Raw genomic sequence first — 25,634 nt, 5'->3', positions numbered from 1 at the left:
AGGATCACGTTGATCGTCTGGGTGAACGGTGGGTTCGGCAGCGGGAAGACCACGCTGGTGGACGAGCTGCGTCCGCGTTGGCCCGAGGCGCTCGTCTATGACCCGGAAATGGTCGGCTATGTCCTGCGGGAGATCGTGGAAGTGCCGACCGGTGATTTCCAGGATCTCAGGCTGTGGCGGCGGGAGGTTGCCAGCTTGGCAGTGGGTCTGGTTGAGGAGTACCACCGCCCGCTCCTGGTCCCCATGACCCTGGTCGACCCCGGGTATGCCGGTGAGATCTTCAGCGCGCTGAAGGACGCGGGCATCGACGTTCACCACTTCTTCCTCAAGGTCCCCCGAGAGGTCCTGGAGAAGCGGATCGACGGCCGGAACTTCACCCCGGATAACCCTGAGCAGGACGAGCGGATCCGGCGCTGGTGCAAGGACAGGATCGAACCGTGCATGGCCGCGGCCGACACCCTGCCCAGCGACACCGTGGTCCTGGATGGCGAGTTGACCCAGCAGGAGTTGGCCAATCAGGTACTGGTTCGGGTCCAAGCCGGTGGGCCATCCGGCGCCTGATCGGCGTGGTGGCCTGAGACCAGACGCCGTTGTGCTGGAGTTTCGCTGCCTCGACGCCTCGATAAGTGTTGCCTCCAACAACCTCAGACCAGACAGTCTCATTCTCGAGCGGCCTGAGTGCGGCCCAGGGGGATGACGACTGCTGACCGGTTGGCGGCCCGTTCGCGAAGTGCGGCGTTCTCCGCGAGGAGTGCGGTTACGCGCTCTCGTCCGCCTCGTCCTCGTCGGGTCCAGGGTTCATCTTGTCCCAGACGTAGGCGGCGCCGATAGCGGTGGGGCCGACGACGAGCATGGCGGCGCCCGCGTCCTCGACGAACTCCATGACGGCGTTGCTGTCGATCTGGGCCTGCAATAGGAGCAGGAAGAAGGCCGTGATGATGAACCCGATGAACAGCTTCTTCTGGGCTGCCCGGGACAGTCCGACGGGCTGGGTGGAGGCGAAGGTGCGGGCTGAGTCGGCGAGGCTGTCGAGCATCTCGTTGGGCACGTGGCCCGCCAGTTCCGCCGTGTCGACGTGTGCTGTGGCCTCGTCGACGGCGCGGCGGGCCCATTCGCGTTGCTCGGCCGGCAGGGCATCGAAGGGAGAAGTGAGTGCGGCGTCGATGTTGAGACGGGAGACATCCAGGCGGAATCCGGTGTTGACGTCGGCGTAGCAGGTCCGCATCGCTTCGGCGAAGGGGGCGAGGGCCTGGGCGAGCCGGTTGGGAATGTCGAGGCCGTGAGCTGGGCGAGCTGCTCTTGTAGGACCTCGTTGAAGAGGCGGAGCGCCTCGTGCAGCGGGGCCATCTGCGTGGCCGTTGAAGCGGCGAGTTGGCGGGTGAGGTTCTGCCTGGCGGGACTGTTGGCTATGGACTCGCTGATGCGGCGGGCTAGGTCCTGGTTGGGATCGGGTTGTTCGTCGGACACGGTGCTCATCCTCGCCGATAGCCGTCCGGCTAGGCGCGGATCTCTAGCAACTTCGTGGTCCAACACCAAGGGGGTACGCGCGAGCGCACCGCCCGTCGTTTTCTTCGGACGGTGCTCTCACCGCCTCAAGGATCAAATCCAGCGCGGTTCGATTCATCCCCAAGCCCGCATGAGACATCACGGAGTGTCTGGAGAACCGTCCCATTTCGGCTCCGCTGCCCACCTGGCGGGCAGAGCGGGGCAGTCCACGGCGATGGTGAGCATCGGCTCGGGCAAGGACCACGTCATGCGGTTATGCCTTCCAGCCGGGCACCGGCAGGCGGGCAAACCAGTCACTCGGCCGCAGGTCACCGCAGGTTGGGACTAGCAGTGCCCCTTCGCCGCCGGGGGCGCCGGGCCAAGGAGATCGCGGCCCGCATCCCGTCACAAGACGGATGCCGTCGCCGGCGGCGCGACTGGACCAACCTTTTCGCGGCCGAAATGTTCTCGGCGTCTCATCGGACAGGCCGTTCGGGGATCGTGGGAAGAACCTTCTCAGCGATGTCGAGGAGAACGCTGTCGTCCGGGAGGGCTCCGGACGTGCTCCACACGGTAATGTCGCAGTAGCCGCCCCGGTCATGACGGTCGAGGGCCACGGACAGTGTCCTGGCCAGGGGACCTTGTTCGACCGGTCCGCCGGATCCGCCACTCCCGAGATTGATCTCGAGCTTCATGGTGTGATCCGAGGAGAAGACCGCGGGCCGACCGAGAACCGTAAGCGTCTTGATGTCCTTCTCATCCCCGAACTTCATCAGCTTCACGTACTGGTCAGTCGACAGCTCGTTGTAAGTGGCCGAGACATTCACGGTGTACGTGTCGAACGTGACCTCGGCCTCGGGCTGGGCGACTTTCCCATCGGTCAGGGGAGCGGTGTTGCTGGTGCCGGAAGCAGTGGTCGCGGTCTCTCCAGGTGTTCCGAGGAGCTTGGCCAGGTCTGGCCGATTGAGCGCCTTGCACAGCTCTTCACCGGTCACAGGCTGGGGCGTCTGCTTGTAGGCCTTCGGCAGCTCCTCGTGTTCTCCGGCCGAACACGAGGCGGGCTGCGGGGTGTTGTCGTCGGACGGCATCACGCGTGGGGCCACCCACAGCGCGGCCGCGAGTGCCCCGATCACGGCCACGGCCGCGACGGCCTGGCCCCAGGCGTTGGGCTCCTTTTTCGGAGTGTCCGGGCCGGGACGCGGCCCATCTCCGACCTGGGTCTGGGCCTGGGCCTGGGTCTGGGTCTGGGCGGCAGCATTGACCGCCGCCCCGTCTGCGGAGGCCGCCGGGTTCGGGTTCCGGCGTGCGTGCAGGGCCCGGACCACCGCGTAGACGCGTATTGCGGTGAACACGAGGAACACCACGCCGAGACCGGCCGCGAGCCGATCGTGATCGCGGACGGCGAGATACATGATGCGTACGCCGAGAACGGATCCGACCGCGATGAGCAGGGGCTCGCGGACCCGGAACGGCAGGAGACGGAGGAGGAAACCGAGCATCCGGCGATCTCATCAGGACAAGACCATATTCGCCGTGGTGGAAGCCACAGTTCCGGGCACGTGCGGGGCCTGCCGAAGCAAAAGCCGCCAAGCCGACGATCCCGAGATCGCTATCGGGATGGCAGCGGGTGCATGCGCTTGGACGAAGCGCGGGCCGAGCAGGACGAACTCGCCGTGGCCGAGCGGGTGCTGAGTCGGCTGCAGGAGCAGGCGGACGGCTGAGGAAGCGTCGGCGTCGGTGGTGGGGCAGGTTCACGCGTTCGCGCTGTAGGTGCACGCAGATGCTTGCGCCGCTCGCGGTCCGGCGCCGCGCCGTGCCCCCGTACTTCGATGGACACGGCCAGGCGGTCCGCCGCGCAAAGCGATGAGCGCCCCGTGCTCACAGGCCCATGTAGATCCCGACCTCGGCCCTGCAGTAGTCCCGCAACGCCCCCGCGCGCTCTCTTCCTGGACGGAGAAACGCTGCATAGCACTCCGGTCATGCCGTTCCAGAGCATCGGCATAGCCAGACGCGTCGGTCGAGTCGGTCTTAAGAAGCCTGGCGAGCTTCGTATCGCTGGTAGCACGTGCAGCATCGCGGATCCCGCGCCTGCCCGCACGCTGTGCGCATCGACTCGTGCCTGGCCTGAGACTCCTGCTGGTCGTGGTGTTGCCACCACAACCAGCCCGGGATCGCGGCGGCCACGGCCAAGGCGATCGTGTTCGCGAGGAGGTCCTTTGTCTTGGCGGCTATCTTGGCCCACGGCAGCGCCCCAAGCCCCAGACGGCGTACTGCGGCGTAGAAATGGTTGTGCTGGACGCTGTGAGCACCGGTCTGTACCGCCGTCGGCCCGCGAACTCGGTGCGCTCTGCCCCCTCTTCACCAGGCAAACCCGGTCTTTCAGCGGTCATGCGCCCGGCCCGAAGTGATTGTCCTGGCGGTTGTGGCTACCGGTCTGAACGCCGTGGGCCCGTGGAAGGTGTTGCTTGCAAGGGTCCCTCCGCCCGCCTGGCCGGGGACGGAGTGCCGCGCGGCCAGCGCCCGGAGTTCCGTGATCGCCTGCTCGCGCTCGGCACCCTCCAGGCGCTCCAGGAGCGCCTCGAAATGGGCCTGCCAGGCGGCCTCTTGGCGGAGCTGTGCCCTCGCCTCGCGGGCCGGCGTGAGTGCGTCGCCGGTCCGGTCCAACCGCTGCAGCTCGGCGCGCTCACGCTCCGGGTTCCCCCGAGCCAGCAGGCGTGTCACGGTCTGGCGGACATCTGCCCACGCATCGGTGCCTGCCGCCTGTACCACCGCAGTTCCCTCGGCCGCGGCCAGCGCTGTCAACGTCTCCGAGAGCATCCTCTGCCCCCCTTCACACATCGGTAGCTGCCAGCCAAAACGGTTGCCCCAACTCCCGTAGCTCACAGGGGAGTTGCGTGATCAGGCGCGAGGTCAGCCGTCACAGCAACGGCAGGGGGCGGTGGTCGGCCCGACCACCGCCCCCACCACGTACCTCATAGCCCCCGTCCACGGCTGGTCACAGGCCTGCGCAGTGATACGCACGTACCGGGGACAGTGTGGTGCGCATCGGTGCTGCGCCGGCGGAGCATCACCCCGAGTGTGCAGCTGCGCCATGTCGGTCGTATGCGCAATTGCCGTGATTGGTGCTGCGGGAGGGCGTTGCGCTGGGCATGGACGACTACGAGCACATCGACCTGGACGCCGTGGACTTCGCTCCCGTTGAGTACACCACCGAGCGGCTGGCCCTTTTGACGCTGGAGGAAGCACACGACGCGCTGCGCCTGCTGCTCACGGCTGCCCAGGAGACAGAGGGTCCCGTGTCGGCGAAGGCGGGCCCCCGGCCGGCGCGTGAAATCGCCGCCGGGATCCCCCACCGTGCCGATGCCTCACGGTACCGGGACGGCTCAGGCCCTCGCAGGCTGCGGGAGAGCACCCCAATCCATCGCGGTTGCGCCGAACGTCGCGAAGCCAAAGGTCACTGTGCCGCCTCTGAACGCCGCGAAGCCGAAGCCGCCCTCGCCGCCGCTGAATTCCGTGTGACCCTGCCGCCGTTGAACTCCGCGCCCAGGAAGGTGAGCGTGCCGCTGCTGAACTCCACGCCGTCGAAGCCCCCCCTGGTCCCAGCGCGGGCCGGTTGCGTGCCCACCGCTCAAAGTCGCCGACGCGGTAGAGAAGTTCGGCCCCCCCTCTCCCGCCGAGGCCGGGAAGGTCGGGTCGCCGGCGCGGGCGTAGCACTGCGCGGCAAGACTGATCTCCGGCAGGAAGTGTTCGTGGGCCTACACAACGAGAGTCTGTCGTTCGGATCTTCGCTGGGCCCGCGACGCCTGGCACCGAACCTCGTTGCGTTGTCGTCGGTCGCCGACGCTCCGTGTCGACTCCCGTCCCGCGCCTCGCCCTCCTGCTGGGAGGCTGTGCTCTCTGCCGCGCCCGGGATGATCGCATGCTGTACGTTCCAACTCTGTCCACCGTTTGCGGGAGCGCACGCATTCGGTCCCGCTCGCCATGATGCCGCACGGTTTCCGGTCTGAGGGGGATTACGTGTCAACTCGCATGCCGACGGCGCTTGCTGTGGGATCGTTCGTATTGGTCGCGGGATGTTCGGGCGGCAGCGGTGACGCCAAGAGCGACGCGCCACCCACCAGCGCGGAGTCGGCACCGACTGCCTCGCAGCCCACGTACACCAAGTTCGCCGACTTCCCGGGCAAGGACTTCGTGACGACCGAACCGGGGCTGCCGCTTGGTGTGCGGGTGAAACCTGTGGACACCAGTTGGACACCCGAATTGGCAGGTAAGTCGGCTGACCTCAGGAAGCACTATGTCGCCGTCTATGTTGCCGTGACCGGGGAGCTTCCCGACCGCGGGGTGGACGACGCCAGCTCAAATATCTTCGGCTGAAGTTCAAGTCGACGGAGCAGCCGTGCGATATCGGGGAGAGCGGCTACTGCTACGCCGAGGCGTACCCCAGCAGTGAGCTCGCTGAGCTTGAGGATGTCCAGGAGGACGCGGGCGGCGAGTGGCGCAACTACAGCTGGAGCGAATCCTTCCTCGGGAGCAACGTCGAGCAAGGCGCGACCAAGGTCGGCGTGGTCGGGTTCAGCCTGCCGGACACAGAGAAGGCCACGTCGTTCGAGCTGTGCGGTCCCACGAAGGAAGCTGAGGTGGACACCGACGATTTCGCCTGTGTCCCGATCAAGGCTCCTGACCGGACCTAGGGTCTTTCAACGCCCCACAGCAGGAAGAAAAGAGAAGTGGGTGGGTGGGGCAGGTCCCGGGCAGCGGGCGAGGGGATCGGGCGTCCTGGGTGCCCGCGCGCGACGCCAGGCAGACCAGCTGCCCGGCCCGTATGTTGGTCTGCGCAGCCCTGCTGCACGACAATCAACCGATCTTTCCGGTGTTGGCCGAACCGATCGGGCGGCCGGTGGTCGTCTTCACGGTCCGAAGAAGGGGCACAGGGCCGCGCGGGCCGACGCCCCGAGCCGCGGCGCAATCTCGACGACGCGGATCTGCGGCCCTTGCCCTGCGGCCCTTGCCCTGCGGCCCTTGCCCTGCGGCCCTTGCCCTGCGGGCCGGTCCTCGTCCGTTCCCGGACCGTCCTGGCCGAACGGGCAGTTCATTACGGGCTGTTCGAGCAGCGCGGCCGTGACACCCACGACCACCCGGGCGAGTCGTCCCGGGGCTCGCGCGGGTGACCGCTGCGGCGCGGGAATGGTGTGTGCGCCGGTGGTGCGCGCCCCTTGTGCTCCCGCCGATGGAAGGGATCTTCGCTGCTGTGGGGGCGTGTGCGGGTGTGGATGTCAGCATCGTCGGTTATGACGATGGCGCATCCGGCCGGCCTTGCGGCGTTCAAGCCCGACACCTGTGGCGGTGGCCCACTCGACTGGAGCCCGATCGCGTCGGCGGGAGCGCTGAGCGCGTTCTGCGGGATCTTCGCGGGTTTCGTGTTCGCGGGAATCGTGGTGGTGATCGGGGAGAAGAACCCGGCGGGAGGCGATGGGCATGCCTCCCGTGGGCTGCGACTGCTGCTGCCGTGCTTCTTCGGTCTGGCAGTGGCCTCCTATCTGTATTCGCTGATTTCGGGGGAGTTGGTGTGCCTGCGCGCGCTGACCGAGCAACTGTTCGCAGGGGCGATCCTGGCTGCCGATGCGATTGTGGTGATCGTCGCCCTGGCCTGGCTGCTGCCGGCGTTCCGGCGCAATCAGCACGGTGAGGTTTCCTTCTTCCGCGGACTGATCCTGTTCGCGGCCCAGTTCTCGATGCTGATGCTGATCGTCTCGTCGGTCGGTTTCACCAACGGGGTGCTGCTTCACCGGGCGGCCGGGTGGTCCGACGCCATGGTGTGGCTCAGCGGTCTCGCCCTGATGCTGCTGGTATGGGCGTGCTGGCACCGGGCGCCTGCGCCGGCGCCGCAAGCCGCCGGACCCGACTGGCGTGACGAGGTCTTCCTGAACAAGCGGGCGACCGTCAGTGCGTGGACCACGCTCGCACTTGGCGGACTCCTCGCCGTGGCCAGCGCCGCCACCGTCGGTCTGCCGTACGACTGGTGGGACGCGATGGACGCCCCTGTGGTCTACATCCTGGGGGAGAGCGCCCTGCTGGTTCCTGGAGTCATGGTCGCGGTCGCGATGCGCGCTCTGCCGCGCGCATGACTGCCTCCGCACGCACAGGTCGGCGTGCCACGCAGCGCAGCGGTGTGGGTCCGCCGCCTGCCGCAGGACCTGACGGCGGTTGTCGTGGGAGTCCACCTCGCGGTTCGGCGGGGGCGCGTACGCGGCTCCAGCAGCGCGGCGTACAACGGGCGCTGCTCGACGTCGCCTTCCAGTCAGGACGCGGCCGTCACCTGCATCGAGGTGTCAGCACAACCTGGCAAGGTCTGGCCACCAGTTCGAGTGCTCACTGACCACCGTGCGCAAAGCGGGGCTGTGGTTCACCACATACCGGCAGAAGGAAACCCAGTCCTCGGTCGACTCGTTCTGGGGGATGCGTCGTGTCGCCTGAATCCCGCTGTCCAGCACGTCGGCGAACAGCAACACACGTTCACGCTCCACGCCACGCCGGGGACAGGGTCTGCCCTCGTAGAAGTACGCTCTCATGTCTGGGTAGTCCAGCATCTTGAAGTGGATGTCCCGAAGGCTCGGCAGGGCAGGATCCAGCGACCGAGTCCCCGCCATGTTGTTGGCCGTCCGTACCTGCTCGGACACGGCTCTCGTCTGGAGAGCCAAGAACACCAACGACACAATCAGCCCTGCAAGCCCACCGATTGCCGTCACCGTGGTTATCACGAGGCCCCCTCCGTCGTGAACCTGAAGCATGACCCGATGCCAGCCAGTCGCACCGCTCTGACGGCCTGGGCCAGGGACCTGGAACCCCTAGCCACGTACGTGAGAGAGGCGAGGCGGCCGTGGCCCTGCCCGTCACTGTCAGGAACCAGGCAGCGGAGCCCCGGCTGCTGGCCCTCGTCCAACCGCTCGTCTCCTTGCGGCTGTTGGGCTCCGGGGCAGAAGGTCTGTGCCCCAGGCATGCCGATGCCGGGGACCGGCTACGGGTACATCGTCACTCAATTGCACGCGGGCGGTATTCGTACAGCATCGGCTGGGTTCCTGCCACAACCTGGGCGCCTGTCAGCACGGTGATCGTCGGCCGCGTGCCGAGCGCATCGGTCACTGCAGCCAGGCGCCAGCAGGAATCGGCGGCGGCCGTGTACTCGTTGGCCGTCAAAAGGAAGGCTGCCTTCGAGCCGGAGATCCCCTTGACCTCGACGTGCAGTTCACCATGGTCGGGCGCCGTGCAGGTGACGTTCCAGCCACATTTACGATCTGACACGTCGGTGACCGCGAAGCCCAAGTCACGATAGTGCGCCATCACCCGCTCCATGGCCGCGCGTTCGACTATATGATTGGCAAGGGGATCGCCAAAACCTGCACCGGTGGAGCCAACAATGATCGCTGAGGGCGCATCGCCGGGATACTCGGGCCACGGGCCGACCCGTCTCTCCACCGCAGACACCTCTTCGGGACTGAGGTATATCGGATTGCTCATCTGCGGTGCCCGGAACAGTTCCATACCCGCCAATTCAGGTATCGCCCTCAGTTCGTTCGCCGCGATCGGGGTCGACAGGATGTCGACGTCCAGATCGACGGCCCACTCCAAGCGATCTGCTCGTTCCTCGTCCAGCCAGTAATCCGACGCGTTGTCGGCATCGACCCGAAGGTACGCCGGGCCCGTGACATGCCCGATCCCCCACACACCAGGTGTCCGAGTGGCCGTTGCCGGACCGCCTACCCACAGAACGACACGCTGGCCCGGTGCCATCACGTCAGTACGGTAGTTCTTAGTGCGTTGTGGCAAACCGGATTTCGTTCGAGGTGTGCGGCGCGGGTGGTCATCTGGACAGAGGTACGGGTGCGGCCGTGGGCATGAAAGAACGGGCCCCTTGGTAGTGACGCGGTTACGACACCAGCACGACCAAGGAAGCCCGTTGCCTGATCAGTTGAGCAGTATCTCTGTGCCTGCGTCCACCGCGGTCACCCCTGGGTGTGACTGCTACGTGCCCCGGTTCGGTTCGATCGCTCCGGGACGGCGGGCGCGGTGCTATCCGAGTGACATGACGGATGCGGAGTGGGCCGAGGTCCGCTCGGCGATGCCGGTGCCGGCCTGGCTGCTCAAGCGGGGCGGGCGTCCGGAGGCGTATTGCCACCGCGAGATGCTCGACGCTGTGCGCTACCCGGTCGACAACGGCGTGAGGTGGATGGCCCTGCCGGTCGATTTCCCGTACTGGCGGGCGGTCTATGACTTCTTCCGCCGCTGGCGGACCTATGACTACGTGCGTGAACTGTACGAACGCCTGCGATGTTCGGCGAGGGCACGCGCAGGCCGCAACGCCGAGCCCAGTGCGGGAATCATCGACAGTCAGTCGGTGGACGCCTCCGAGACCGTCGGCGAGGACAGTCGCGGATACGACGGCGGCAAGTCACGTGACGGGCGCAAGCGTCACATCCTGACCGATTCCGAGGGCCTGCTCCTGGAGGTGACCGTGACCACGGCCGATGTGCACGACTCCAAGGCCGCCCCCACGCTGCTGGAGACGTTCATGGACCAGCCGGGCCGGCTGTTGAAGCTGGTGTGGGTCGACAGTGCCTACCAGGGTCCGGCGCTGGCGAAGGCGTTCGCCCGTCACGGAGTCCGGATCGAGGTCGTGCGCCGATCCGACGGGCAACGCGGATTTGTCGTCCTGGCCCGCAGGTGGGTGGTGGAGCGCACGCTGAGCTGGCTGGCCCGCTCACGCCGCCTCAACCGCGACCACGAACGCCGCCCCGACCACCACGCCCAGATGGTGTGGTGGGCCGTCGTGATCAGGCTGTCCCGGCGCCTGGCCGCAGACGCTCCGCGCTGGCCGGAGAAACGCCTCGGCCGACTGCTCCGGGCGCGGGCATGAACCGTCCGTCCTCCGCCCGCACCAGCCAGCCCCGCTTCTCCAGCACGTAGGCACGGTGACGGATCTTCTCCACCTCGTTCTTGATCTCCGCTTCCCGGCCCACCGCCCGCGTCAACTCCACCCCGTTCACCGGCCCCGAAGCAGCCACCACCGCGGCGAACACCTCCCGGTACAGGCCGCTGAGCACCTCCTCGCCCAGGCCCGACCGCCACACCGGCGGCCTCTCGCCATGCCCCGCGCCGGGGCCGCTCGATCTCACGGCAGCAGCCATCTCACCACCAGACGGCACGGAAACCGGCGTATTCACCGGGCTCTCCCCGGCCAGCACCGACACGAGCTCCTCACGCCCCACCCGGGCCCGCTCGACCCGCTCCCGCGCGGCATCCACCTCCGCCTGAGCCTGCTCCAGAACCTCCGTCCAGGACTCCAGATCCTGCCTCGCCCGCGCCTCACGCCGTTCCATCAGCCCCAGCACCGACGGCATCGCACCCTCCTCGATCAACAGCAAGCCGTCCGCTGCCTGCCCCTACCCCGTCGCGATCATGCCCCGCACACGAAGAAGCCCCTGCTCATCGAACAGGGACTCCCTTTGCCACAACGCACTTAGCGACGAGCCAGTCCCACACTTTGTCCTCGCCGTCGTGGACCTGTCGAGGCAGGTCGTAGACGTCTGGATTGCAGCGCAACACCCAACCGCCGAGGTTCGCGGCAGTAATCCGCGGAGTCCTTGCCGCAGCCCCCTGCATGGATCGAGCCCCTTTGTTGCGCATCAGCGATGTTGGTCTCGGCAGCGCTATGAGAAACGAGAACGTTCAGGAGGCTACCGGAGCGGTTGGCCGCGTTGACCCTCCAGCGCCGTGTCCAGCGCCGTGTCCAGCGCCAGCCCGGTGCAGGAGGGCGGAACCGGGTCCGTTCTGCTACCCGCGTCGCGCGGCAGCGGCTGCACCATCGCCGCTACCGGCCATGAGCCCCCTCAGCGCACAAGCTCCTGTTCCTCCCCGACGCGCTGCCGCCTGCCTCTTGACGGAGCTTCCGCGCTGACGGGGGCGGGCAGCAGGTGCTGGCTCACGTGTGGAAGCACGGAAGTCTCTCGGGTCTTACGGGCGCGGATGGCGGCCTCGGGAAAGGCTTAGAAGCTGTTGTCTTTTCGATCTTGAGTGGTGTCCGTCGAACGGGAGTCTCGATCGGGTGATTGCGGCCGGTGCCGGGCATGGGAACAGGGCCTCTTGGTAGCTCGGAGGGTGTCTACGCCAACTCGCCTGCCAGGAGGCCCTGTTGTTGCAGTTGTATGCCACCGCGGAGACGGAGTCCACTTCGGTCACTCTCGCGTGTGACTGTCTGGCTCACCGGTTCGGGAACGCCGCCGACACCCCGATGCGTGAGCGGCGGTATCCGACGGACATGACGGACGCGGAGTGGGCCCGGGTCCTGCCACTGCTGCCGGTGCCGGGCTGGATGCGTGGCCGGGGCGGCCGGCCGGAGGCGTATTGCCACCGGGCCATGCTCGATGCGATCCGGTATCTCGTGGACAACGGGATCAAGTGGCGGGCGATGCCCGTCGACTTCCCGCCGTGGGACCGCATCTACGCATTCTTCCGCCGCTGGCGTGACAACGCCCTGGTCAAGGAGTTCCACGACCGGTTGCGCGCGAGGGTCCGCGAGGAGTTGGGGCGGGACGCGCAGCCGACGGCCGGTGTGATCGACTCGCAGTCCGTCAAGGCGGACGCCGTCGTCGGCGCGGACAGCCGCGGCTTCGACGGCGGCAAGCTCGTCAACGGCCGCAAGCGGCACGTCGTGGTCGACACCCTCGGCCTGCTGCTGGGCGTGATGGTCACCGCCGCGGATGTCGGCGACCGCACCGCTGCCCAGGTCCTGCTTGAGCAGGTGGCCGAGTCACACCATCGCCTGGCTCTTGTCTGGGCCGACGGCGGCTACACCGGCAGCCTCGTCGAGTACTGCCTGGCCACGTTCGCCCTGGTCCTGGCGATCGTCAAACGCAGCGACGACCAGAAGGGGTTCGTGGTGCTGCCCAAGCGGTGGATCGTCGAGCGCCTCTTCGCCCACCTGATGCGAAGCCGCCGCCTGGTGCGCGACTTCGAGCGGCGCACCACCAGCGCGGAGGCGATGGTCTACTGGTCGATGACCCTGCTCATGACCCGTCGCCTGGTCCGGTCACGCCTGCCGCGAGGGTGAACCGGCCCGGCTGCTGCTCGGCCAGCCAGCCGCGGGCCACCAGCCGTTTCGCCTTCGACCGCAGAGCCTCCACCCGCGCCGGCACCACGTCCATGCCGAACAAGACGGCCATCTCCTGGCAGGTCAGCGGTCCTTGATGGAGCCGGGCCCGGTCCGCGAGTGTCCTGAGGATGCGCTGGTAGTCCACCGACAGCGCCGACCAGGCCAGCCCCTGGCGCCACACCGGCACCTGCGACTTCGGCTTCGCCGCATCCCCAGGCGCCGACTGCACCTGCGCATCCCGCGGACCCGGGGTGACCTCCGCCTCGGCGGTGGCGCCGTCGTCCGGAGCCAGCACCGTATCGACCCGCCTGCGAGCGATCGCCCACTCCTGCCATTCCAGCTCGGCCGCAGCCAGCTCGGCCTGGATGCGGTCGGCCTCCTCCCGCAGCCCGTCGACTCGACGCCGAGCGGCGAGTTCGTGCTGTTCCAGCAGTCCAACAACCGACGGCATCCGCGACCTCCCGGGGAACGACGACCCGACAGGCCACCACTCCCACGGAACCACCACTCCTATCCCCGACCAGCGCAAACGCGTCCATCACGTCCGGAAAGACAACAGCTTCTTAGGCGGCAGCGCTCTTGCGTTGGCGCGGCAGTGCCGGGACCGCGATGGCGGCGACCCCGTGCAACGGCCGCTCGCTTGACGGAACCAGGGACAACGGCGGCGCGTGTCTGATGGAGTGACGTGGTGAAGGCACTGGTGTGGTGCGTGCCCCAGTTCCGGACTGATCTCTCAGGTGAGAGGGCGAGGATGCTGTCGGAGGCAATGACTGCGCTGGCCGCGGCGGGAGGCACTGCGGTGGTGCAGGCCGCAGGCACAGACGCATGGACAGGGATGCGCCAGCAGGTGGCCCATTGGTTCAGCCGGGGAAATCCGCAGCGCGAGAACGCCGAGCTGGAGCGCCTCGATCAGACCGCGGGCGAGCTGGAGGCGGCCCGGCCGACCGAGGTGGAGCGGGTGCGCATCCGTCAGGAGGCAGCGTGGCAGTGCCGGATCGAGGCCCTGCTGGAAAGTTTTGAGGACATCGAGCGGGCCCGGGTCGCGGATGAGCTGCGCATCGTGTTGGCCCAACAGACCTCCCACCGTAGCGTGTCAGCCGGCCAGAGCGGGCTGGCCGTGGGCGGAAACGTGAACGTCCGGGCCGACCACGGGTCCGCCGCCGCCGTGACCATGGGGAATGTGACACTGGGAAACCCTTCCCAGCCGGGTCCGCACCAGGACTGAGCGCACCCGGAGCCGCCCCGGCCGCGCCGCCTCACAACATCAGCGGCATCTTCGCCGACCACGGCAGCATCGCCGTCGGCTACGCCGAGCAAGTCCACCACCACGCCCCGCCCCGCACACCGGCCGCCTGGCCGCACCAGGTCGGCGTGCTCCCGCCCCGCGCCTTGTCATTCCAGCACCGGTCCGAGGCCGACCAGTTGCGGACGGCGGTCGACAGCGGGGGCACTGCGGTGCTCAGCCAGGTACTGACCGGGACCGGCGGGGTCGGCAAGACCCAGCTGGCTGCCGACTACGCCCGCACCGCCTGGGACAGCGGCGGGGTCGACGTACTGGTGTGGATCAGCGCGAGCAGCCGCTCAGCGATCACGGCCGGCTACGCGCAGGCCGGCGTAGAGGTCCTTGCCGCCGACCCCAGCGACCCGGAGCAGGCCGCGCGGGCGTTCCTGGCCTGGCTGGAGCCCAAAGCCGGCCAGAAGCCGTGCAGGTGGCTGGTCGTACTGGACGACGTCGCGGACCCTGCCGATATGCGGGCTGGTGGCCTCCCGCCAGCCCGCACGGCCGTGTCCTGGTCACCACGCGCCGCTGCGAGGCCGCCTTGACCGGAGCAGGCCGACGCCGGGTGACCGTGGGCTTGTTCACCCCCCACGAACCCGTCGCCTACTTCACCGCCGTACTCGCCGCGCACGACCGCCACGAGCCAGTCGACCAGATCAACAGCCTCGCCGCCCACCTGGGATACCTGCCCCTCGCCTTGGCCCAGGCCGCCGCCTACATCATCGACGTGGAACTGACCTGTGCCTCCTACGGGGGGCTGTTGGCCGACCGGATCAGGAAGTTGGCCGACTTGCTGCCGGAGCCCGGCGCACTGCCCGACGACCAGACCGCCACCGTGGCCGCCACCTGGTCCCTGGCCATCGAACGCGCCAACCAGATCCGTCCGGCGGGCCTGGCCGGCCCCATGCTCCAGCTGGCCGCCCTGCTCGACCCCAACGGCATCCCCGCTGCGGTCCTTACCAGACAGCCTGCCCTGGCGCACCTCGCCGAGCACCGCACCCCCACCGGCACAGGCGACACCCATCAGCTGGCCCCGGTCTCAGCCGAGGACGCCGTGCTCGCACTGCGGGCCCTGCACCGGCTCAGCCTTGTCGACCACACCCCGGAAGCCCCCCACCAGGCCGTCCGCGTCCACCAGCTCATCCAGCGTGCCACCCGTGACACGCTCACCCCCGAGCAGTGCGAGCGGCTCGCCCTCATCGCCGCCGACGCCCTGAGCGTCGCCTGGCCCGCCATCGAACGCGACACCGCCCTCGCCCAGGCCCTGCGCGCCAACACCACCACCCTCACCCGCACCGCAGAAGACGCCCTGTACCGGCCTGCCCCCCCACGCGGTGCTCTTCCGAACCGGCAATAGCCTCGGCGAGAGCGGCCAGGCCGCCGCCGCCCGCGACCACTACCAGCACCTGGCCAGCACCACCCGCCACCGCCTGGGCGCGGACCACCCCGACACTTTGAACGCTCGCTCTCACGTCGCTTACTGGCGTGGGGTGGCGGGGGATGCGGCGCGGGCGGCCGCGGCGTTTGAGCAGATACTGGCCGACTGCGAGCGGGTGCGGGGCCCGGACCACGTGGATACCCTGACCGCCCGTAAGGACCTTGCCCGGTGGTATGGGGTAGCGGGGGATGCGGTCGGCGCGGCCGCGGCGTACGAGGAACTGCTGCCCGACTGCGAGCGGGTGCTGGGCCCGGACCACCCCTATACCCTGGCCGCCCTCGCCCGCTTCCGGGGCAAGGCGGGGCGTGCTGCTGTTGATCTATCGACCGACTGATGAGCAAGATCCGTAAGTGCTGGGGCCACGGCTCGATCGACGCCGGATCATGCCCGTAAAACGGTGTCAAAAGGTCAGTTCGAGCAGTTGCGCGGCATGGCCGTATACGGCGGTGACGCGCGCACCCTGATCGTGAAGGCCATCGACGCACTGCGCTGAGCCCAGACATGACGAGGAGGCGCGACGTCCAAGCCCACACCTGTGAAGCCGCGTGACGCACTGTTCCACTCCGGACGCCAACGGCGCCCGCATGTCGGGAGCCCTCGGCAGGTGTCAGACCCGCGCGCGAGTCTCGTCACCGTCTTCCACGACGGCCGGCCGAAGGCGGCGTGCTGTTTGTGGCCGACCGGCGGCTCAACCGCCGGGCCTGCTCAAGGCCTCTCAGGTCAGTGCCCCGGCACCAGCTGCCCGAGAGTGAAGACAGAACCCGTACGGGTGTGAGATTGGACTGGGCCTCGCCCTTCAGAGATGAGTCAGTGGGGCGCATGAGAAAGTGCCGGCCCTGCGGAGCAGGGGGCGCGCCTTGGCCTTCGTCGACCCGTAACGGGGGCACTTCCTGTGCCGGTCCCGCAGCCTGTTGAAGCAGTGGGGTTCAAGGCTGGACCGAAAGCAGGAGCCAGGTGCCCTCGCCCGCTACCCGTAACTGCCTTGAGGCGGCAGCGCCGAGACAAGCCCCTGGGCGGATCCCGCGCACCACCAGGTGACGGCGGCACCGCAGCGGGCTGATGGATCTTGACTCGGTCTCGGAGTCCGGCAGCCTGGGCGGTGCCGCCGTCACCTGGTGGTGTGCAGGGGTTGGGGCGGAGCGTCGGCCTGCTGGAGCTCGGTGAGGAGCTGGTTCTGGCCGGTGAGGAGCTCGGTGAGGATACGGCGGGCGGCACGCAGGAGTTCGGCGACGTCTCCCCCGGCGAGCGCGTAGCGGACGGTGGAGCCCTCCCGAATGGACACGACGATGCCGGAGCGCCGCAGGACGGCCAGCTGTTGCGACAGGCTGGACGGCTCGATCTCGATGTCGGCCAGCAGGTCCCGTACGGACACCGGCCCGTGCTGGAGGAGTTCCAGCACCCTGATGCGTACGGGGTGACCGAGCATGCGGAAGAACTCCGCCTTGACCTGGTAGAGGGGGGCCTGCATGGATGCTCGCTCCTGGTCGGATGGGTGGGATTGTGGCCGCCGCGATGCGGCGGCATCCGAGGACACCGCCGCACCACAGACCGCCCTCGGATGCCGATCCTTCACGTCTCGGGCCCGGCAGGAACGCACATTGGCACCATGCTGATGTGGTGACTTGAAGAAGTCTTCACATGATGGGCAGGCGTGGCCACCGGCGTCCTCGGGCGGGCTAGATCTCGATCGCCTCCTCCACACGCTTGAGTTGGTGGCGGGCCATCGCCAGGTTCGATCGGGCCTTGTCGAGGACGAGGTAGAGGAACAGCCCGTTGCCGGTACGACCGGTTACCAGGCGGATCAGGTGGTATTGGCGGTCCAGCGTGATCAGGATGTCCTCGATCCGGCCCTTGAGACCCAACTGCTCCATGGTGCGGACCTTGGCCCGGATGACATCCGTGTTGCCGGCCGCGGCGACGGTCAGGTCCAGGTCCTTGCTCCCGCCGAGCGTGCCCAGCGCCATTCCGCTGGTGTAGTCGACGACGGCGGCTCCCAGGGCTCCCTCGACCCCGGCCATCATCTCCTTCAGCGACACTTCCACACTCGCCACAGCGCCTCCCTATTGCATGCCGTTGACTGCGCGGGCCGGTGCTGGCGACCCGCCTCGGTGTCCGGACCGTATGCACGCCGCCATCACGTCCGGAGGAACTCTTTGGGACTGACCTGTGACGACCGAACAACGGCGCGACCGGACCGTTCGATGGACCGGAAGTGCCGTGACCGGCCAAGAAGTTGACGCCGGAACCTCGGTCCGTGGCCCGTCGGGGGCGTAGGGCGCGTGTTGTGGTACGAGCCTGGTGGCCTGTCAGGATCTGACGCCTGCTGACGAGCGGCGGGGGATGAGGCGTGGGGGAAGAGCACGGTAGCGGTGGGAGATCCGGATCAACGTCGTACAGCGGCGCGCTGTGGGCGAGGAACACCATGGGGTCCCCCCCCGCAAGATGGGGGCAGAATTCCGCGGCCGTGTGCGCGTGCGCGGCGCACACCGGCGGCTGATGCGTGAGGACCTGCGCCTGGTCCGGGTCCTGCTGACCCGGCCCGGCGCGTACACGCCCTCCCGTGAGAGTCGATCGCGTATTACCGGTGACGGGGGGCGTCGTAGTGCGCGAACAGCGCCAGCTGGTCTCGGATCCAGGGGTTGAACGCCAGCAGCTGGCCCTGTAGCCAGGGGTCGGAGCGGTGCTTGGCGACCTGGCCGCCGTCCGGGCTGGTGGTCGTGGTGTCCGCGGTCGCCACGACCCGGGCGGGAGTGGGCCCGCCATCGGGAAGAGCGGCCAAGCGCGGTGAAGGAAATCACCTGAATGTCGAGGAATAGGTGGGCGATGCCCTGACCCTCGATCCACCGCGTGACGGGCGCCCTTTGAAGAGGGAGACGAGAAGAGGTGCCTGCTGACCTGGGATGATGGGAGTTCTCACGCTTCCAACAGGCCCAACCAGCAAGGCACCTGGCCGGAAAATCCCGGTAGTTGAGGGCAGGCAGAGGTCTGCTCCGTGCTTGCGGTGCTCGCGACAGGCTCTGGCTCGTGCGTTCAGGCGGGGTTGGGGATCAGGGTGACGGTGTTGCCGAGGCGTTCGAGCTGGTGCACGAGTTCGTGGGTACGGCGGTCGGGGTCGGTGCGCTTCTCGTGCCAGTCGGCGCCGAGGTCGTGGTAGCGGGCGTCGGGATCGGCGATCAGCTGCCAGACGATCTCGATGATGTTGCGGGCCAGCGCGGTTTGGGCCTTCTTCTTGGGCTTACGTTTGACAAGGCGCCGGTAGCGGGCGCCCAGGAAGCTGCGACTCTTGCCGGCGGTGACGGCCGCGTTCCCCAGGGCGCGCCGCAGCCAGGGGTTGCCGTGCCCGGTGCCGGTGGCGGTGTTCTTCGCCCCGGACTGCACGGTGCGCGGGGTGAGCTTGGCCCGGGAGGCAAGGTGCGCGGGGGTGGGAAAGACGCTCATGTCGAATCCGGTCTCGGCCAGGATGTTCTGCGCGGTGACGACGCCGACGCCGGGGATCTCGGTCAGGCGCTCCAGCAGCGACAGGCACTCACCGCCGCCAGGAGCGGGCCCGGGGGCCCGGGTGGGGTCCGGCTCGGCGATGGCTGCCTCGATGTGCCCGCTCAGGTCCGCGATCTGGGCATCCAGGCGGTCGATGTCCTCCGGGTACAGGCCGATCAGGTAGCCATGGTGGGCATCGAAGCGCCCCCTCAGCGCATCCCTCAGGTCCTCGTGCTTGGCCTGCAGACGCCCGCGGGCCAGACCGGCCAGGTCACGCGGGTTGCGTTCCCCGGCGATCAGCGCCTGAAGCATCGCCCGCCCCGAGACGCCGAAGATGTCGGACGCCACGCAGGACAGCTTGATCTGCGCGTCTTCCAGGACCTTCTCCACACGGTCCTTGAAGGCGGTGCGGTCAGCGGTCAGCACCGCGCGGGCACGGGTGAGGTCACGCAGCCCACGCACCGGCGCGGGCGGGACGAAGGAACGCCGCAGCATGCCGCGGTCGGCCAGCTTGGCCAGCCAGACCGCGTCCAGCTTGTCCGTCTTCGGGCGTCCGGGGACGTTCCTGACACTGCGGGCGTTGACCAGCCAGCACGAAAGGCCGCGGTCCTCCAGCAGGTAATAGAACGGCCGCCAGTAGTCCGAGGTGGATTCCATCACCACCAACTCGATGCCCTGACACACCAGGTGATCGGCCAGCTCCAGAATCGCACCGGTCGTCGCACCGGTCTTACGGATCTCCTGCCGCTTGCGCACCCTGCCACCGGGCACCCGCGTGCACACCATCGCCGAGGCCTCGGCAATGTCCAAGGCGGCAACCCGCGCCACCAGTTCACCACCGGGATCCAGCTCCGAGAACTCGATCTGATCACCCATCACTGTGCTCCCTCCTGCGTCCACCGCCCATCCTGGGCGCTGACGAGCGGGAGCCGCCCGGGGGCCGTAGGAGGATGCCGAATCTGGCCCTCCGACAGTGGCGACTTGCGCTGCGGCCAGCAGTTTCTTCTGTGTGCTGTGATGGGCTTCGGTGGTGTCCACCAGTTCGGGGAGTCGGGGCAGCCGTCCTCGTACCCGCTGGTGCATCTTGGCCCGGACTTTCTTCTTAACCTTGGTGAACCCGCCGGTGTCGGCCTTGCGGACGGGGCTGGGGACCGCCCAGGCCGCCCAGCTCGGGTCCTCCAGCGCCCACTGCTGGATGTCCAGGTAGAAGGCCCGGACTCCGGTCAGCACAGCGGTCCGGGTCTGGCGGGGAATGGGCTCCTTGCCCTCCCGGGTGATGAATCTGATCCGTTCCTTCCATGCCTCGGCGACCTCTGCGGGCAGGTCCAGGGTGTCGATGCCTGGGTGGTGTTTCTCGATGTCGGCCCAGAAGGCGCCAACCAGTCGGCTCGCCAAGTGCTGGAGCGAGGTGTAGTCGAGGCTGGGGCGCCGTTCCTCCAGGTAGCGGACCAGCACATCGCGCACCGGTCGGCACTGGATGCTGTACCGGTCCACCATGGCCGCCGTGGACAACTGTCCGCGTGCCACGGTCCGGCGCAATGGCAACGCCGCAGACAGCAGGCCGACGTCGCACATCAGGTCCCAGGCGGCGTGAAGCCCTGCGGGTGCCTTGGCGAAGGCTCTCCTGCTCCACTCGTGGTAGGCGATCAGGTGCTCGGCGGTGAGCCGGTCCAGATCGCGGCCAGTCCGGAAGGCGACCTTCACCAGGCAGTTCTCGGCCGTGCTCAGGTGGCTGGGGATCATTCCCCGGGCGAGGCCGGCCTGGCGGACCTTGTCGAACAGCTCGTTGCCGAACTCCTGCTTGGCGTGGCGGTAGAGCCCAGAAGTCCGGTAGCTCTGCAGGAATTCGTAGCTCGGCCGCACGACCCTGGCCAGGAGCAGGCAGCCCAGACCGTCCGTCGTCACTGCCCGTCGGGGCGCATAGGCAGACCCGTATTCGGCCGTGACGAGGTCGATTCAGTCCCAGTCCAGACCGCTGTCGACGCCGGAGACGAGCCACCGTTCCTGCCAGCCGTCCCCGGGGAAGGACAACAGCCAGTGGAGGATTCGGGCGGCCCCACGAGACCGATCCGCGCGCTTGCTCCGGCTGCGCCTGCTCGTCGCCGGAGGAAAGGTCGCCTGGGACGGCAACAGCTCCAGAACGCCCTCGACCGAGAGAGCATCGAACGGACCGCGGTCGGCAGCAAGCACCCGCTGGTGGTCAAGGACGTCTCGCGGCGAAGGGACGGAATCCGCTGGTCTGGCGGTGGTCGCAGTCATCGCGGAAGTCCTGCGAACAACACGGCCAGGTCGTCGGCCTCGTAACCGACGGCGACCGGTGGCGGGGCCTGCTGAGCCCGGAGTTCACGCTCGGCCAGGTGCTCGGCGACACGACGGATCACCTGTGCCTCGTCTTCCAAGAGGTACGCGTCCGCGGTGGTGCTCAGGTGCGCGTGACCGAGGATGGTCTGCACATCAAGCAGGGTCAGGTTCTTGTCCCGGCTCATGCGCAGAGCGGCGGTGTGCCTGAGGTCGTGCATCGTGTAGTTGGTGCCGAGCACCGCGTTGAAGCGGCGGAAGACGGCGCGCAGGGCCTCGTAGTTGAACGGTTGGCGATGCAGTCCTTCCTCGCGGTCGCGTCGTCGGATGGTCCACCAGGTCGGTTCGTTCGGGTCGAGCGGGCCGAGTTCGGCCAGCTAGAGGCGGAGCCAGACGAAGGCGTCCGGGCTGGCCGGCAGCCACTGCGCGTCGTCGCTGCCCTTGCGGCTGACTCGTACCAGCTGGTCTCCCCAGTCCAGGTCGACGCCGCGGATGCCGAGGACCTCGCTGGCCCGGGCGGCGTTGCTGATGTCCAGGGAGAGGATCGCGCGGTCGCGGTTGGAGCGCAGGGCGGCGAAGAGGTCGTTCCAGCGTTCGTCGGGGATCTCTCGGGGCCTGCTCTTGGGGATCTTGGGGTTGTAGCGGATCCGCCCCTCGGGCCGGAAGGGTTCCAGCGGGTTGTGGTGGGCGTGCGGCCGGCTGCCTCTGCGGTCGAGCGGGACGGGGTTGACCAGCGGACCTTGACCGGTCTCGATCCAGAACTCGTAGAAGCCGCGGATGACCGCGTTGCTGTGCCGGATCGTCCGGGGCTGGTACTGGTCTCCCGGGTTCTGCTTCCGGGTGATCGGATTGACCGTGCCCGCCGTGGCCGCCGACTTCGTACGTGGCGAGTTCCGCGGCTTGGTCGTGCGCATGAGCCACAGCACCAGATCCCGGACCTCCGCCGAGGACGCCCTGTTCCACTCGACCTGGACGACGTGCAGCCACCGCCACCACGGCAGGAGCACATACGCGTAACTGCGAACCGAGCCTGGCCGGTTTCGGGCGACGAAGTCCCGTAGGAACTGTCGTACGGGGCGACCGGCACCCCGTCGGGATCCACCACGAGCCACGGCATCACGCCATCCGACGGGACCACCTTGCCCCACCGCGGCGGACGGATTGAACCGAGATCCCGCTCGACCTCATCCAACGACCCCACACAGACCTCCTCCTGTACTGCGTGAGGTCTACCGGTCAGCCCCTCCTCGACACACCCGATGCCCCGGCGTGTCGCCTGGTAGTCCGGTCAACAGAGACACCGCTCGGCACGCCGTGAATGAGGCGCAGTTCGACCACTTCCGTCAGCAGGTCCAGTTCGTGCACGAGGAGGCCGCCCCGCAGTTGCAGCGCATAGAGCACAGCGCGCAGTTCATGGACTTGGTGGCGGCCTGCGCGCAGTTCGTCGCGACGGCCGGGCGGATCGTGCCGAATCTGCGCGGTGAGCGCTACGACGACGGTGAACGCGAGACGATCGGGCGGGGGCTTTCGCGGGTACGGGCCGTAGCCGACTGGATCGAGAACGCCGTCACCCGCGGCGAGGCCGACCTCGACGCAGCTCCTGAAGCTGCTGAAGGGCTCGGGTGAATAGGCGATGGGGCGGGGTGTCACCGCTCACGTCCACGCCGAAGCGATCCTCGGCGCCCTGCTGGAAGCCCGTCCCGCCGGCCTGACCATCAGCCAGCTGATGACCGCCACCGAACGCACCCGCGCCCAGGCCCACACTGGCCTCGCGCATCTGCGCAAGGTCGCGGCCGCGAAGGGACTGCCGCCCGTGACCTGGGACAAGCGTTGGGGATACCGCATGCTGGACGGTGCCCCGGATGTCTGGATCGGCTACGAGCGGGCGTTCTTCGAGACCGTCCACCACCGAGTGGAGAACTTCATCGCCGGGACCCTCCTCCCGCACCAGAAGAAGACCCCCGAGGACCCCTACATCCGCACTGTCATGGCGCAGATGGGCGCGATCGAGTCCACCCTTCAGCTCCTGGCCAAGCTGGAGTGAACCGAAACACGGAAGGCAACGGGCCGCGACCACCCCGCAGTTGACCCCCTCCCACCGGTCGCGGCCCCACACCGTCATGCTGCTGCCCCGCTACCGCTACCCCTCCGACACCACCGATGTCGAGTGGGCCCTGCTCAAGGGCCTTCTCCAGGTTCCCGCCTGCCAGACCCCCAAGGGCGGCTGCCCGGAGAACTGGCCTCGCCGCCGCGTGGTCGACGCGATCAGGTACATCACCGACAACGGGGGCAAATGGCGCGCGCTGCCCGCGGACTTCGGCATCCCGTGGCGCACTGTGTTCGGCTACTTCGCCCGCTGGGCGAAGGCCGGTGTCCTCAAGCAGATCCTTGACCAGCTCCGTCGACGGCTACGGCCACGCCGTCGGCGCTGCGCCTGGCCGGTCCGGGTGATCGTCGACTCCCAGTCCGTCAAGGGCGCGGAAACCGTGTCGAACGCGACGCGAGGATACGACGCGAACAAGCACATCAACGGCAGGAAGCGGCACCTACTTGTTGATCAAGACGGCTTGCTCGTCGACCTGCTTGTCACACCGGCCGACGTCCAGGACCGTGATGCGGCCCGCGTCCTGCTCACCCGCCTCCATGTCGAACACTCCGAGATCGTCCTGATATGGGCGGACAACGGTTACGGCGGCGAGGAGTTCAGCACCTGGGCCAAGACGCATTAGGCATCACGATCAAGGTCGTTGCCCGGCCCAAGGACGCGAAGGGGTTCGTTTTGTTGCCGAAGCGGTGGGTGGTGGAGCGGTCGAATTCGTGGACGATGCGGGCCCGGCGCAACGCGAGGGACTACGAGCGGCTGATGTCTCACGCCGAAGCCCACATCCAGTGGGCGTTCATCACCCTCATGACCCGCCGCCTGGCCCGCCCCCGCCGCCAGACCGAGGAGCTGCCGGCCAGCCTCGCAGCCGCCTGAGACCAACACGCCGCCGTTGCCGTTCGAAACGGCGACCATCGACGCCCCGAGCCGCGGTGCCAGCTCGATATTCGCCTCCTCTTCCCAGGTTGTGGCCCAGACCAGGTCGCACGGCAGCGCCGCGAGCCGCGGCCCGGCCTGTGGGACGAGCCGCGCCAGGTGCGAGTCCGATGCGGTGCCCTCCGGCTCGCGCTGCGAGCCATCACCGAACGGCAGGAGCGGCCCGTCGACGTCCAAGAAGAGCAGTGGACGGTTCCCATGCGCGGTCATGCTGCGCTCACTTCGGGGCGCTCGACGAGTAGCCGTTTCGGAACGTGGCGCCGTTGCGGACGAGGGCGACGAGGTGGGGTGCGGTGATCGCGCGCCAGCGTGCCTGGGCGGACTCGGCGAGCTTGAACACTATGGCCAGGGCGGCAGCGGGGCTGTCGGCGCCGCGGGTGACCCGGGTCCTCAACTTGACGGTGCTGAAGGTGGATCGGGTTCGTCGTCCTGAGGTGCACCCAGTGTTCGGCGGGGAAGTCGTAGAACGCCAGGAGTTCATCGGTCTCGTCGCTGACCTTCTCACCGCTTTCGGCCACTTCGCGCCGTAGGTGCGCTCGAACTCCTTGACGGCCTTCTGGGCGTGGTCGCGGTCTTCGGTGTTGTAGATCTCCTGCAGTGCCTTCTTCGCGCCGGGCTGGGCCGACTTCGGCAGAGCGTTGACCACGTTGCGGGTTTTGTGAACCCAGCACCTTTGGTGCCTGGCCTGCGGAAACACCTCCGCCAGGGCCCGCCACAGGCCCATCGCGCCGTCACCGACCACGAGCTCGGGATCCCGCATGCCGCGCCGTCGGCAGTCACGCAGCAGGTCGGCCCAGGACTCGGTGGACTCGCGCGGTCCTTCGGCGAGCGCGATGAGCTCCTTGCGGCCGTCGGTGCGCACGCCCATGAGGACCAGGACGCAGGAGCGGGCCTGGCCGAGGCGGACCTTGGGGTGGACGCCGTCGGCCCACACGTAGACGTAGTCGGATTCCCACAGGTCCCGGTCCTGGAAGGCGGCGTGGTCGTCGCTCCACTGCTTGGTCAGACGGGTCACGGTGGCCGGCGAGAGCCCTGCAGAGCTGCCGAGGAACTGCTCGAGTGCGGGAACGAAGTCGCCGGAGGACAGTCCGTGCAGGTAGAGCAGGGGAAGGACCTCACTGATCTTCGGGGACTTTCGGCACCGGGGGCCAGGATCTGCGACGAGAACCGCTTACGTTCGCCCGTCTCGGCATCGACGCGCTTGTCGTTCACGCGCGGTGCCTTGACCGGGATCGGCCCGGCGGCCGTGGTCACGGTGCGCTCGGCGTGGTGGCCGTTGCGGACCACCAGACAGCGGCCGGTCTCGTCTCGCTGGTCGGCCAACTCGGCTATGTATTGGTTGACTTCGGCCTCCAGGGCCGCGGCGAGCATCCGCCGGGCGTCCTCGCGGACGATGTTGTCCATCAGGGAGCCGGTCTCGGTGGTTCCGTCGTTGTTGACTACGCTGAGCACGGGCGTGCCTTCCCGACCCGCG

The 25,634-nt window shown here is 68.2% G+C and carries 30 protein-coding genes and 1 pseudogene; 13 read left to right on the top strand and 18 right to left on the bottom strand.

The genetic code is table 11. From position 1 onward, the window contains the following. The first annotated feature begins 9 nt into the window (after positions 1-9). On the top strand, positions 10-561 hold the full coding sequence (locus OG390_RS01005) for an AAA family ATPase (RefSeq protein WP_406164548.1): 552 nt from the start codon (positions 10-12) through the stop codon (positions 559-561). Between the two features lie 196 nt (positions 562-757). Here OG390_RS01005 and OG390_RS01000 read toward each other — a convergent pair whose 3' ends face one another. The 3 genes from OG390_RS01000 to OG390_RS00990 all read right to left on the bottom strand — a co-directional run bounded on the left by OG390_RS01000 (position 758) and on the right by OG390_RS00990 (position 4,302). Continuing rightward, complete coding sequence (locus OG390_RS01000) at positions 758-1,225, bottom strand: hypothetical protein (RefSeq protein ID WP_406164547.1); 468 nt, start codon at positions 1,223-1,225, stop codon at positions 758-760. A 736-nt stretch (positions 1,226-1,961) separates the two neighbouring features. Continuing rightward, on the bottom strand, positions 1,962-2,984 hold the full coding sequence (locus OG390_RS00995; RefSeq protein WP_406164546.1) for a DUF6215 domain-containing protein: 1,023 nt from the start codon (positions 2,982-2,984) through the stop codon (positions 1,962-1,964). A gap of 880 nt (positions 2,985-3,864) precedes the next feature. Then, complete coding sequence (locus OG390_RS00990) at positions 3,865-4,302, bottom strand: hypothetical protein (protein WP_406164545.1); 438 nt, start codon at positions 4,300-4,302, stop codon at positions 3,865-3,867. 332 nt (positions 4,303-4,634) lie between these two features. Here OG390_RS00990 and OG390_RS00985 point away from each other — a divergent pair, with 332 nt between their 5' ends. Together OG390_RS00985 and OG390_RS00980 are read left to right on the top strand one after the other, a co-directional pair. Continuing rightward, a complete protein-coding gene (locus OG390_RS00985) occupies positions 4,635-5,492 on the top strand; it encodes a DUF6417 family protein (RefSeq protein WP_406164544.1) in 858 nt (285 codons plus the stop codon). 10 nt (positions 5,493-5,502) lie between these two features. Then, positions 5,503-5,859, top strand: coding sequence for a hypothetical protein (locus OG390_RS00980; RefSeq protein WP_406164543.1), 357 nt, complete (start codon positions 5,503-5,505; stop codon positions 5,857-5,859). A gap of 533 nt (positions 5,860-6,392) precedes the next feature. Here OG390_RS00980 and OG390_RS00975 read toward each other — a convergent pair. Next, positions 6,393-6,614 (bottom strand): hypothetical protein, encoded by a 222-nt coding sequence (locus OG390_RS00975; RefSeq protein ID WP_406164542.1) that lies wholly within the window; start codon positions 6,612-6,614, stop codon positions 6,393-6,395. Positions 6,615-6,779: 165 nt separating this feature from the next. On the opposite strand from OG390_RS00975, the gene OG390_RS00970 reads away from it, so the two are divergent. Beyond that, on the top strand, positions 6,780-7,610 hold the full coding sequence (locus OG390_RS00970; RefSeq protein ID WP_406164541.1) for a hypothetical protein: 831 nt from the start codon (positions 6,780-6,782) through the stop codon (positions 7,608-7,610). A gap of 204 nt (positions 7,611-7,814) precedes the next feature. On the opposite strand, the gene OG390_RS00965 is transcribed toward OG390_RS00970, so the two are convergent. Together OG390_RS00965 and OG390_RS00960 are read right to left on the bottom strand one after the other, a co-directional pair. Then, on the bottom strand, positions 7,815-8,273 hold the full coding sequence (locus OG390_RS00965) for a hypothetical protein (protein WP_406164540.1): 459 nt from the start codon (positions 8,271-8,273) through the stop codon (positions 7,815-7,817). Between the two features lie 241 nt (positions 8,274-8,514). Beyond that, on the bottom strand, positions 8,515-9,309 hold the full coding sequence (locus OG390_RS00960) for a protein NO VEIN domain-containing protein (RefSeq protein ID WP_406164539.1): 795 nt from the start codon (positions 9,307-9,309) through the stop codon (positions 8,515-8,517). Between the two features lie 256 nt (positions 9,310-9,565). Between OG390_RS00960 and OG390_RS00955 the strand changes: the two genes are divergently transcribed. Further along, entirely contained in the window at positions 9,566-10,396 is an 831-nt protein-coding gene (locus tag OG390_RS00955) for an IS5 family transposase (protein ID WP_406164538.1), read from the top strand. Here OG390_RS00955 and OG390_RS00950 read toward each other — a convergent pair. Next, on the bottom strand, positions 10,314-10,880 hold the full coding sequence (locus tag OG390_RS00950) for a hypothetical protein (protein WP_406164537.1): 567 nt from the start codon (positions 10,878-10,880) through the stop codon (positions 10,314-10,316). The two genes, OG390_RS00955 and OG390_RS00950, sit on opposite strands and share 83 nt — an antisense overlap. A 791-nt stretch (positions 10,881-11,671) precedes the next feature. Here OG390_RS00950 and OG390_RS00945 point away from each other — a divergent pair. After that, positions 11,672-12,589 (top strand): IS5 family transposase, encoded by a 918-nt coding sequence (locus OG390_RS00945; protein ID WP_406164417.1) that lies wholly within the window; start codon positions 11,672-11,674, stop codon positions 12,587-12,589. Here the strand turns inward: OG390_RS00945 and OG390_RS00940 are convergent. Continuing rightward, the gene (locus tag OG390_RS00940) at positions 12,546-13,082 is read right to left on the bottom strand and encodes a hypothetical protein (protein WP_406164418.1); all 537 of its coding nucleotides are present in this window, start codon (positions 13,080-13,082) and stop codon (positions 12,546-12,548) included. The two genes, OG390_RS00945 and OG390_RS00940, sit on opposite strands and share 44 nt — an antisense overlap. A gap of 237 nt (positions 13,083-13,319) precedes the next feature. Here OG390_RS00940 and OG390_RS00935 point away from each other — a divergent pair, with 237 nt between their 5' ends. The 4 genes from OG390_RS00935 (at position 13,320) to OG390_RS00920 (ending at position 15,682) form a co-directional block, all read left to right on the top strand. After that, on the top strand, positions 13,320-13,856 hold the full coding sequence (locus OG390_RS00935; protein ID WP_406164536.1) for a hypothetical protein: 537 nt from the start codon (positions 13,320-13,322) through the stop codon (positions 13,854-13,856). A 146-nt stretch (positions 13,857-14,002) separates the two neighbouring features. Beyond that, positions 14,003-14,455: a hypothetical protein gene (locus OG390_RS00930; RefSeq protein WP_406164535.1), complete on the top strand. Its 453-nt coding sequence runs from the start codon at positions 14,003-14,005 to the stop codon at positions 14,453-14,455. A gap of 32 nt (positions 14,456-14,487) precedes the next feature. Next, a complete protein-coding gene (locus tag OG390_RS00925) occupies positions 14,488-15,267 on the top strand; it encodes a hypothetical protein (protein WP_406164534.1) in 780 nt (259 codons plus the stop codon). Then, the gene (locus tag OG390_RS00920) at positions 15,245-15,682 is read left to right on the top strand and encodes a tetratricopeptide repeat protein (RefSeq protein ID WP_406164533.1); all 438 of its coding nucleotides are present in this window, start codon (positions 15,245-15,247) and stop codon (positions 15,680-15,682) included. Before OG390_RS00925 ends, OG390_RS00920 begins: the two co-directional genes overlap by 23 nt. 774 nt (positions 15,683-16,456) lie before the next feature. On the opposite strand, the gene OG390_RS00915 is transcribed toward OG390_RS00920, so the two are convergent. The 7 genes from OG390_RS00915 to OG390_RS00885 all read right to left on the bottom strand — a co-directional run bounded on the left by OG390_RS00915 (position 16,457) and on the right by OG390_RS00885 (position 22,130). Continuing rightward, on the bottom strand, positions 16,457-16,816 hold the full coding sequence (locus OG390_RS00915; protein ID WP_406164532.1) for an ArsR/SmtB family transcription factor: 360 nt from the start codon (positions 16,814-16,816) through the stop codon (positions 16,457-16,459). Between the two features lie 208 nt (positions 16,817-17,024). Then, the gene (locus OG390_RS00910; protein WP_406164531.1) at positions 17,025-17,399 is read right to left on the bottom strand and encodes a hypothetical protein; all 375 of its coding nucleotides are present in this window, start codon (positions 17,397-17,399) and stop codon (positions 17,025-17,027) included. Positions 17,400-17,926: 527 nt separating this feature from the next. Then, on the bottom strand, positions 17,927-18,085 hold the full coding sequence (locus OG390_RS00905; protein ID WP_406164530.1) for a hypothetical protein: 159 nt from the start codon (positions 18,083-18,085) through the stop codon (positions 17,927-17,929). 293 nt (positions 18,086-18,378) lie between these two features. Then, positions 18,379-20,730 carry an IS110 family transposase gene (locus tag OG390_RS00900; RefSeq protein ID WP_406164529.1) on the bottom strand — a complete coding sequence of 784 codons (2,352 nt, stop codon included), beginning with the start codon at positions 20,728-20,730 and terminating at the stop codon, positions 18,379-18,381. Positions 20,731-20,781: 51 nt separating this feature from the next. Then, positions 20,782-21,084: a hypothetical protein gene (locus tag OG390_RS00895; RefSeq protein ID WP_406164528.1), complete on the bottom strand. Its 303-nt coding sequence runs from the start codon at positions 21,082-21,084 to the stop codon at positions 20,782-20,784. Beyond that, on the bottom strand, positions 21,081-21,365 hold the full coding sequence (locus OG390_RS00890) for a tyrosine-type recombinase/integrase (RefSeq protein ID WP_406164527.1): 285 nt from the start codon (positions 21,363-21,365) through the stop codon (positions 21,081-21,083). Before OG390_RS00890 ends, OG390_RS00895 begins: the two co-directional genes overlap by 4 nt. Positions 21,366-21,500: 135 nt before the next feature. Beyond that, on the bottom strand, positions 21,501-22,130 hold the full coding sequence (locus OG390_RS00885; protein WP_406164526.1) for a hypothetical protein: 630 nt from the start codon (positions 22,128-22,130) through the stop codon (positions 21,501-21,503). 262 nt (positions 22,131-22,392) lie between these two features. Here OG390_RS00885 and OG390_RS00880 point away from each other — a divergent pair, with 262 nt between their 5' ends. From OG390_RS00880 to OG390_RS00870, 3 genes are read left to right on the top strand one after another with little or no spacing between them, the layout of a single operon-like run. Beyond that, positions 22,393-22,749 carry a DUF6192 family protein gene (locus tag OG390_RS00880; RefSeq protein WP_406164525.1) on the top strand — a complete coding sequence of 119 codons (357 nt, stop codon included), beginning with the start codon at positions 22,393-22,395 and terminating at the stop codon, positions 22,747-22,749. 7 nt (positions 22,750-22,756) lie between these two features. Next, the gene (locus OG390_RS00875; protein WP_406164524.1) at positions 22,757-23,167 is read left to right on the top strand and encodes a RacP protein; all 411 of its coding nucleotides are present in this window, start codon (positions 22,757-22,759) and stop codon (positions 23,165-23,167) included. Positions 23,168-23,207: 40 nt separating this feature from the next. Then, entirely contained in the window at positions 23,208-23,852 is a 645-nt protein-coding gene (locus OG390_RS00870) for an IS5 family transposase (RefSeq protein ID WP_406164523.1), read from the top strand. Between the two features lie 275 nt (positions 23,853-24,127). Here OG390_RS00870 and OG390_RS00865 read toward each other — a convergent pair. The 3 genes and pseudogenes from OG390_RS00865 to OG390_RS00855 form a co-directional block, all read right to left on the bottom strand. Beyond that, positions 24,128-24,370: pseudogene (locus OG390_RS00865) on the bottom strand (hypothetical protein); the annotation flags it as partial. A 7-nt stretch (positions 24,371-24,377) separates the two neighbouring features. Beyond that, positions 24,378-25,247 (bottom strand): IS256 family transposase, encoded by an 870-nt coding sequence (locus tag OG390_RS00860; protein ID WP_406177440.1) that lies wholly within the window; start codon positions 25,245-25,247, stop codon positions 24,378-24,380. Next, positions 25,172-25,612 (bottom strand): hypothetical protein, encoded by a 441-nt coding sequence (locus OG390_RS00855; RefSeq protein ID WP_406164522.1) that lies wholly within the window; start codon positions 25,610-25,612, stop codon positions 25,172-25,174. Before OG390_RS00855 ends, OG390_RS00860 begins: the two co-directional genes overlap by 76 nt. Between the last annotated feature and the right edge of the window lie 22 nt (positions 25,613-25,634).

It is taken from the genome of Streptomyces sp. NBC_00996, from assembly GCF_045162675.1.
In the GTDB taxonomy this organism is placed as follows: domain Bacteria; phylum Actinomycetota; class Actinomycetes; order Streptomycetales; family Streptomycetaceae; genus Streptomyces.
Note: the sequence above shows the minus strand (reverse complement) of the source record. Positions and strands in the feature narration are given on the sequence as shown.

Excerpts from the sequence above, each read along its gene's own strand:
- OG390_RS00985 (WP_406164544.1), top strand. The coding sequence starts at position 4,635 with ATGGACGACTACGAGCACATCGACCTGGACGCCGTGGACTTCGCTCCC.
- OG390_RS00990 (WP_406164545.1), bottom strand. The coding sequence starts at position 4,302 with ATGCTCTCGGAGACGTTGACAGCGCTGGCCGCGGCCGAGGGAACTGCG.
- OG390_RS00950 (WP_406164537.1), bottom strand. The coding sequence starts at position 10,880 with ATGCCGTCGGTGCTGGGGCTGATGGAACGGCGTGAGGCGCGGGCGAGG.
- OG390_RS00965 (WP_406164540.1), bottom strand. The coding sequence starts at position 8,273 with ATGCTTCAGGTTCACGACGGAGGGGGCCTCGTGATAACCACGGTGACG.
- OG390_RS00970 (WP_406164541.1), top strand. The coding sequence starts at position 6,780 with ATGGCGCATCCGGCCGGCCTTGCGGCGTTCAAGCCCGACACCTGTGGC.
- OG390_RS00940 (WP_406164418.1), bottom strand. The coding sequence starts at position 13,082 with ATGCCGTCGGTTGTTGGACTGCTGGAACAGCACGAACTCGCCGCTCGG.
- OG390_RS01000 (WP_406164547.1), bottom strand. The coding sequence starts at position 1,225 with ATGCGGACCTGCTACGCCGACGTCAACACCGGATTCCGCCTGGATGTC.
- OG390_RS00955 (WP_406164538.1), top strand. The coding sequence starts at position 9,566 with ATGACGGATGCGGAGTGGGCCGAGGTCCGCTCGGCGATGCCGGTGCCG.
- OG390_RS00915 (WP_406164532.1), bottom strand. The coding sequence starts at position 16,816 with ATGCAGGCCCCCCTCTACCAGGTCAAGGCGGAGTTCTTCCGCATGCTC.
- OG390_RS00895 (WP_406164528.1), bottom strand. The coding sequence starts at position 21,084 with ATGACTGCGACCACCGCCAGACCAGCGGATTCCGTCCCTTCGCCGCGA.
- OG390_RS00875 (WP_406164524.1), top strand. The coding sequence starts at position 22,757 with ATGGGGCGGGGTGTCACCGCTCACGTCCACGCCGAAGCGATCCTCGGC.
- OG390_RS00995 (WP_406164546.1), bottom strand. The coding sequence starts at position 2,984 with ATGCTCGGTTTCCTCCTCCGTCTCCTGCCGTTCCGGGTCCGCGAGCCC.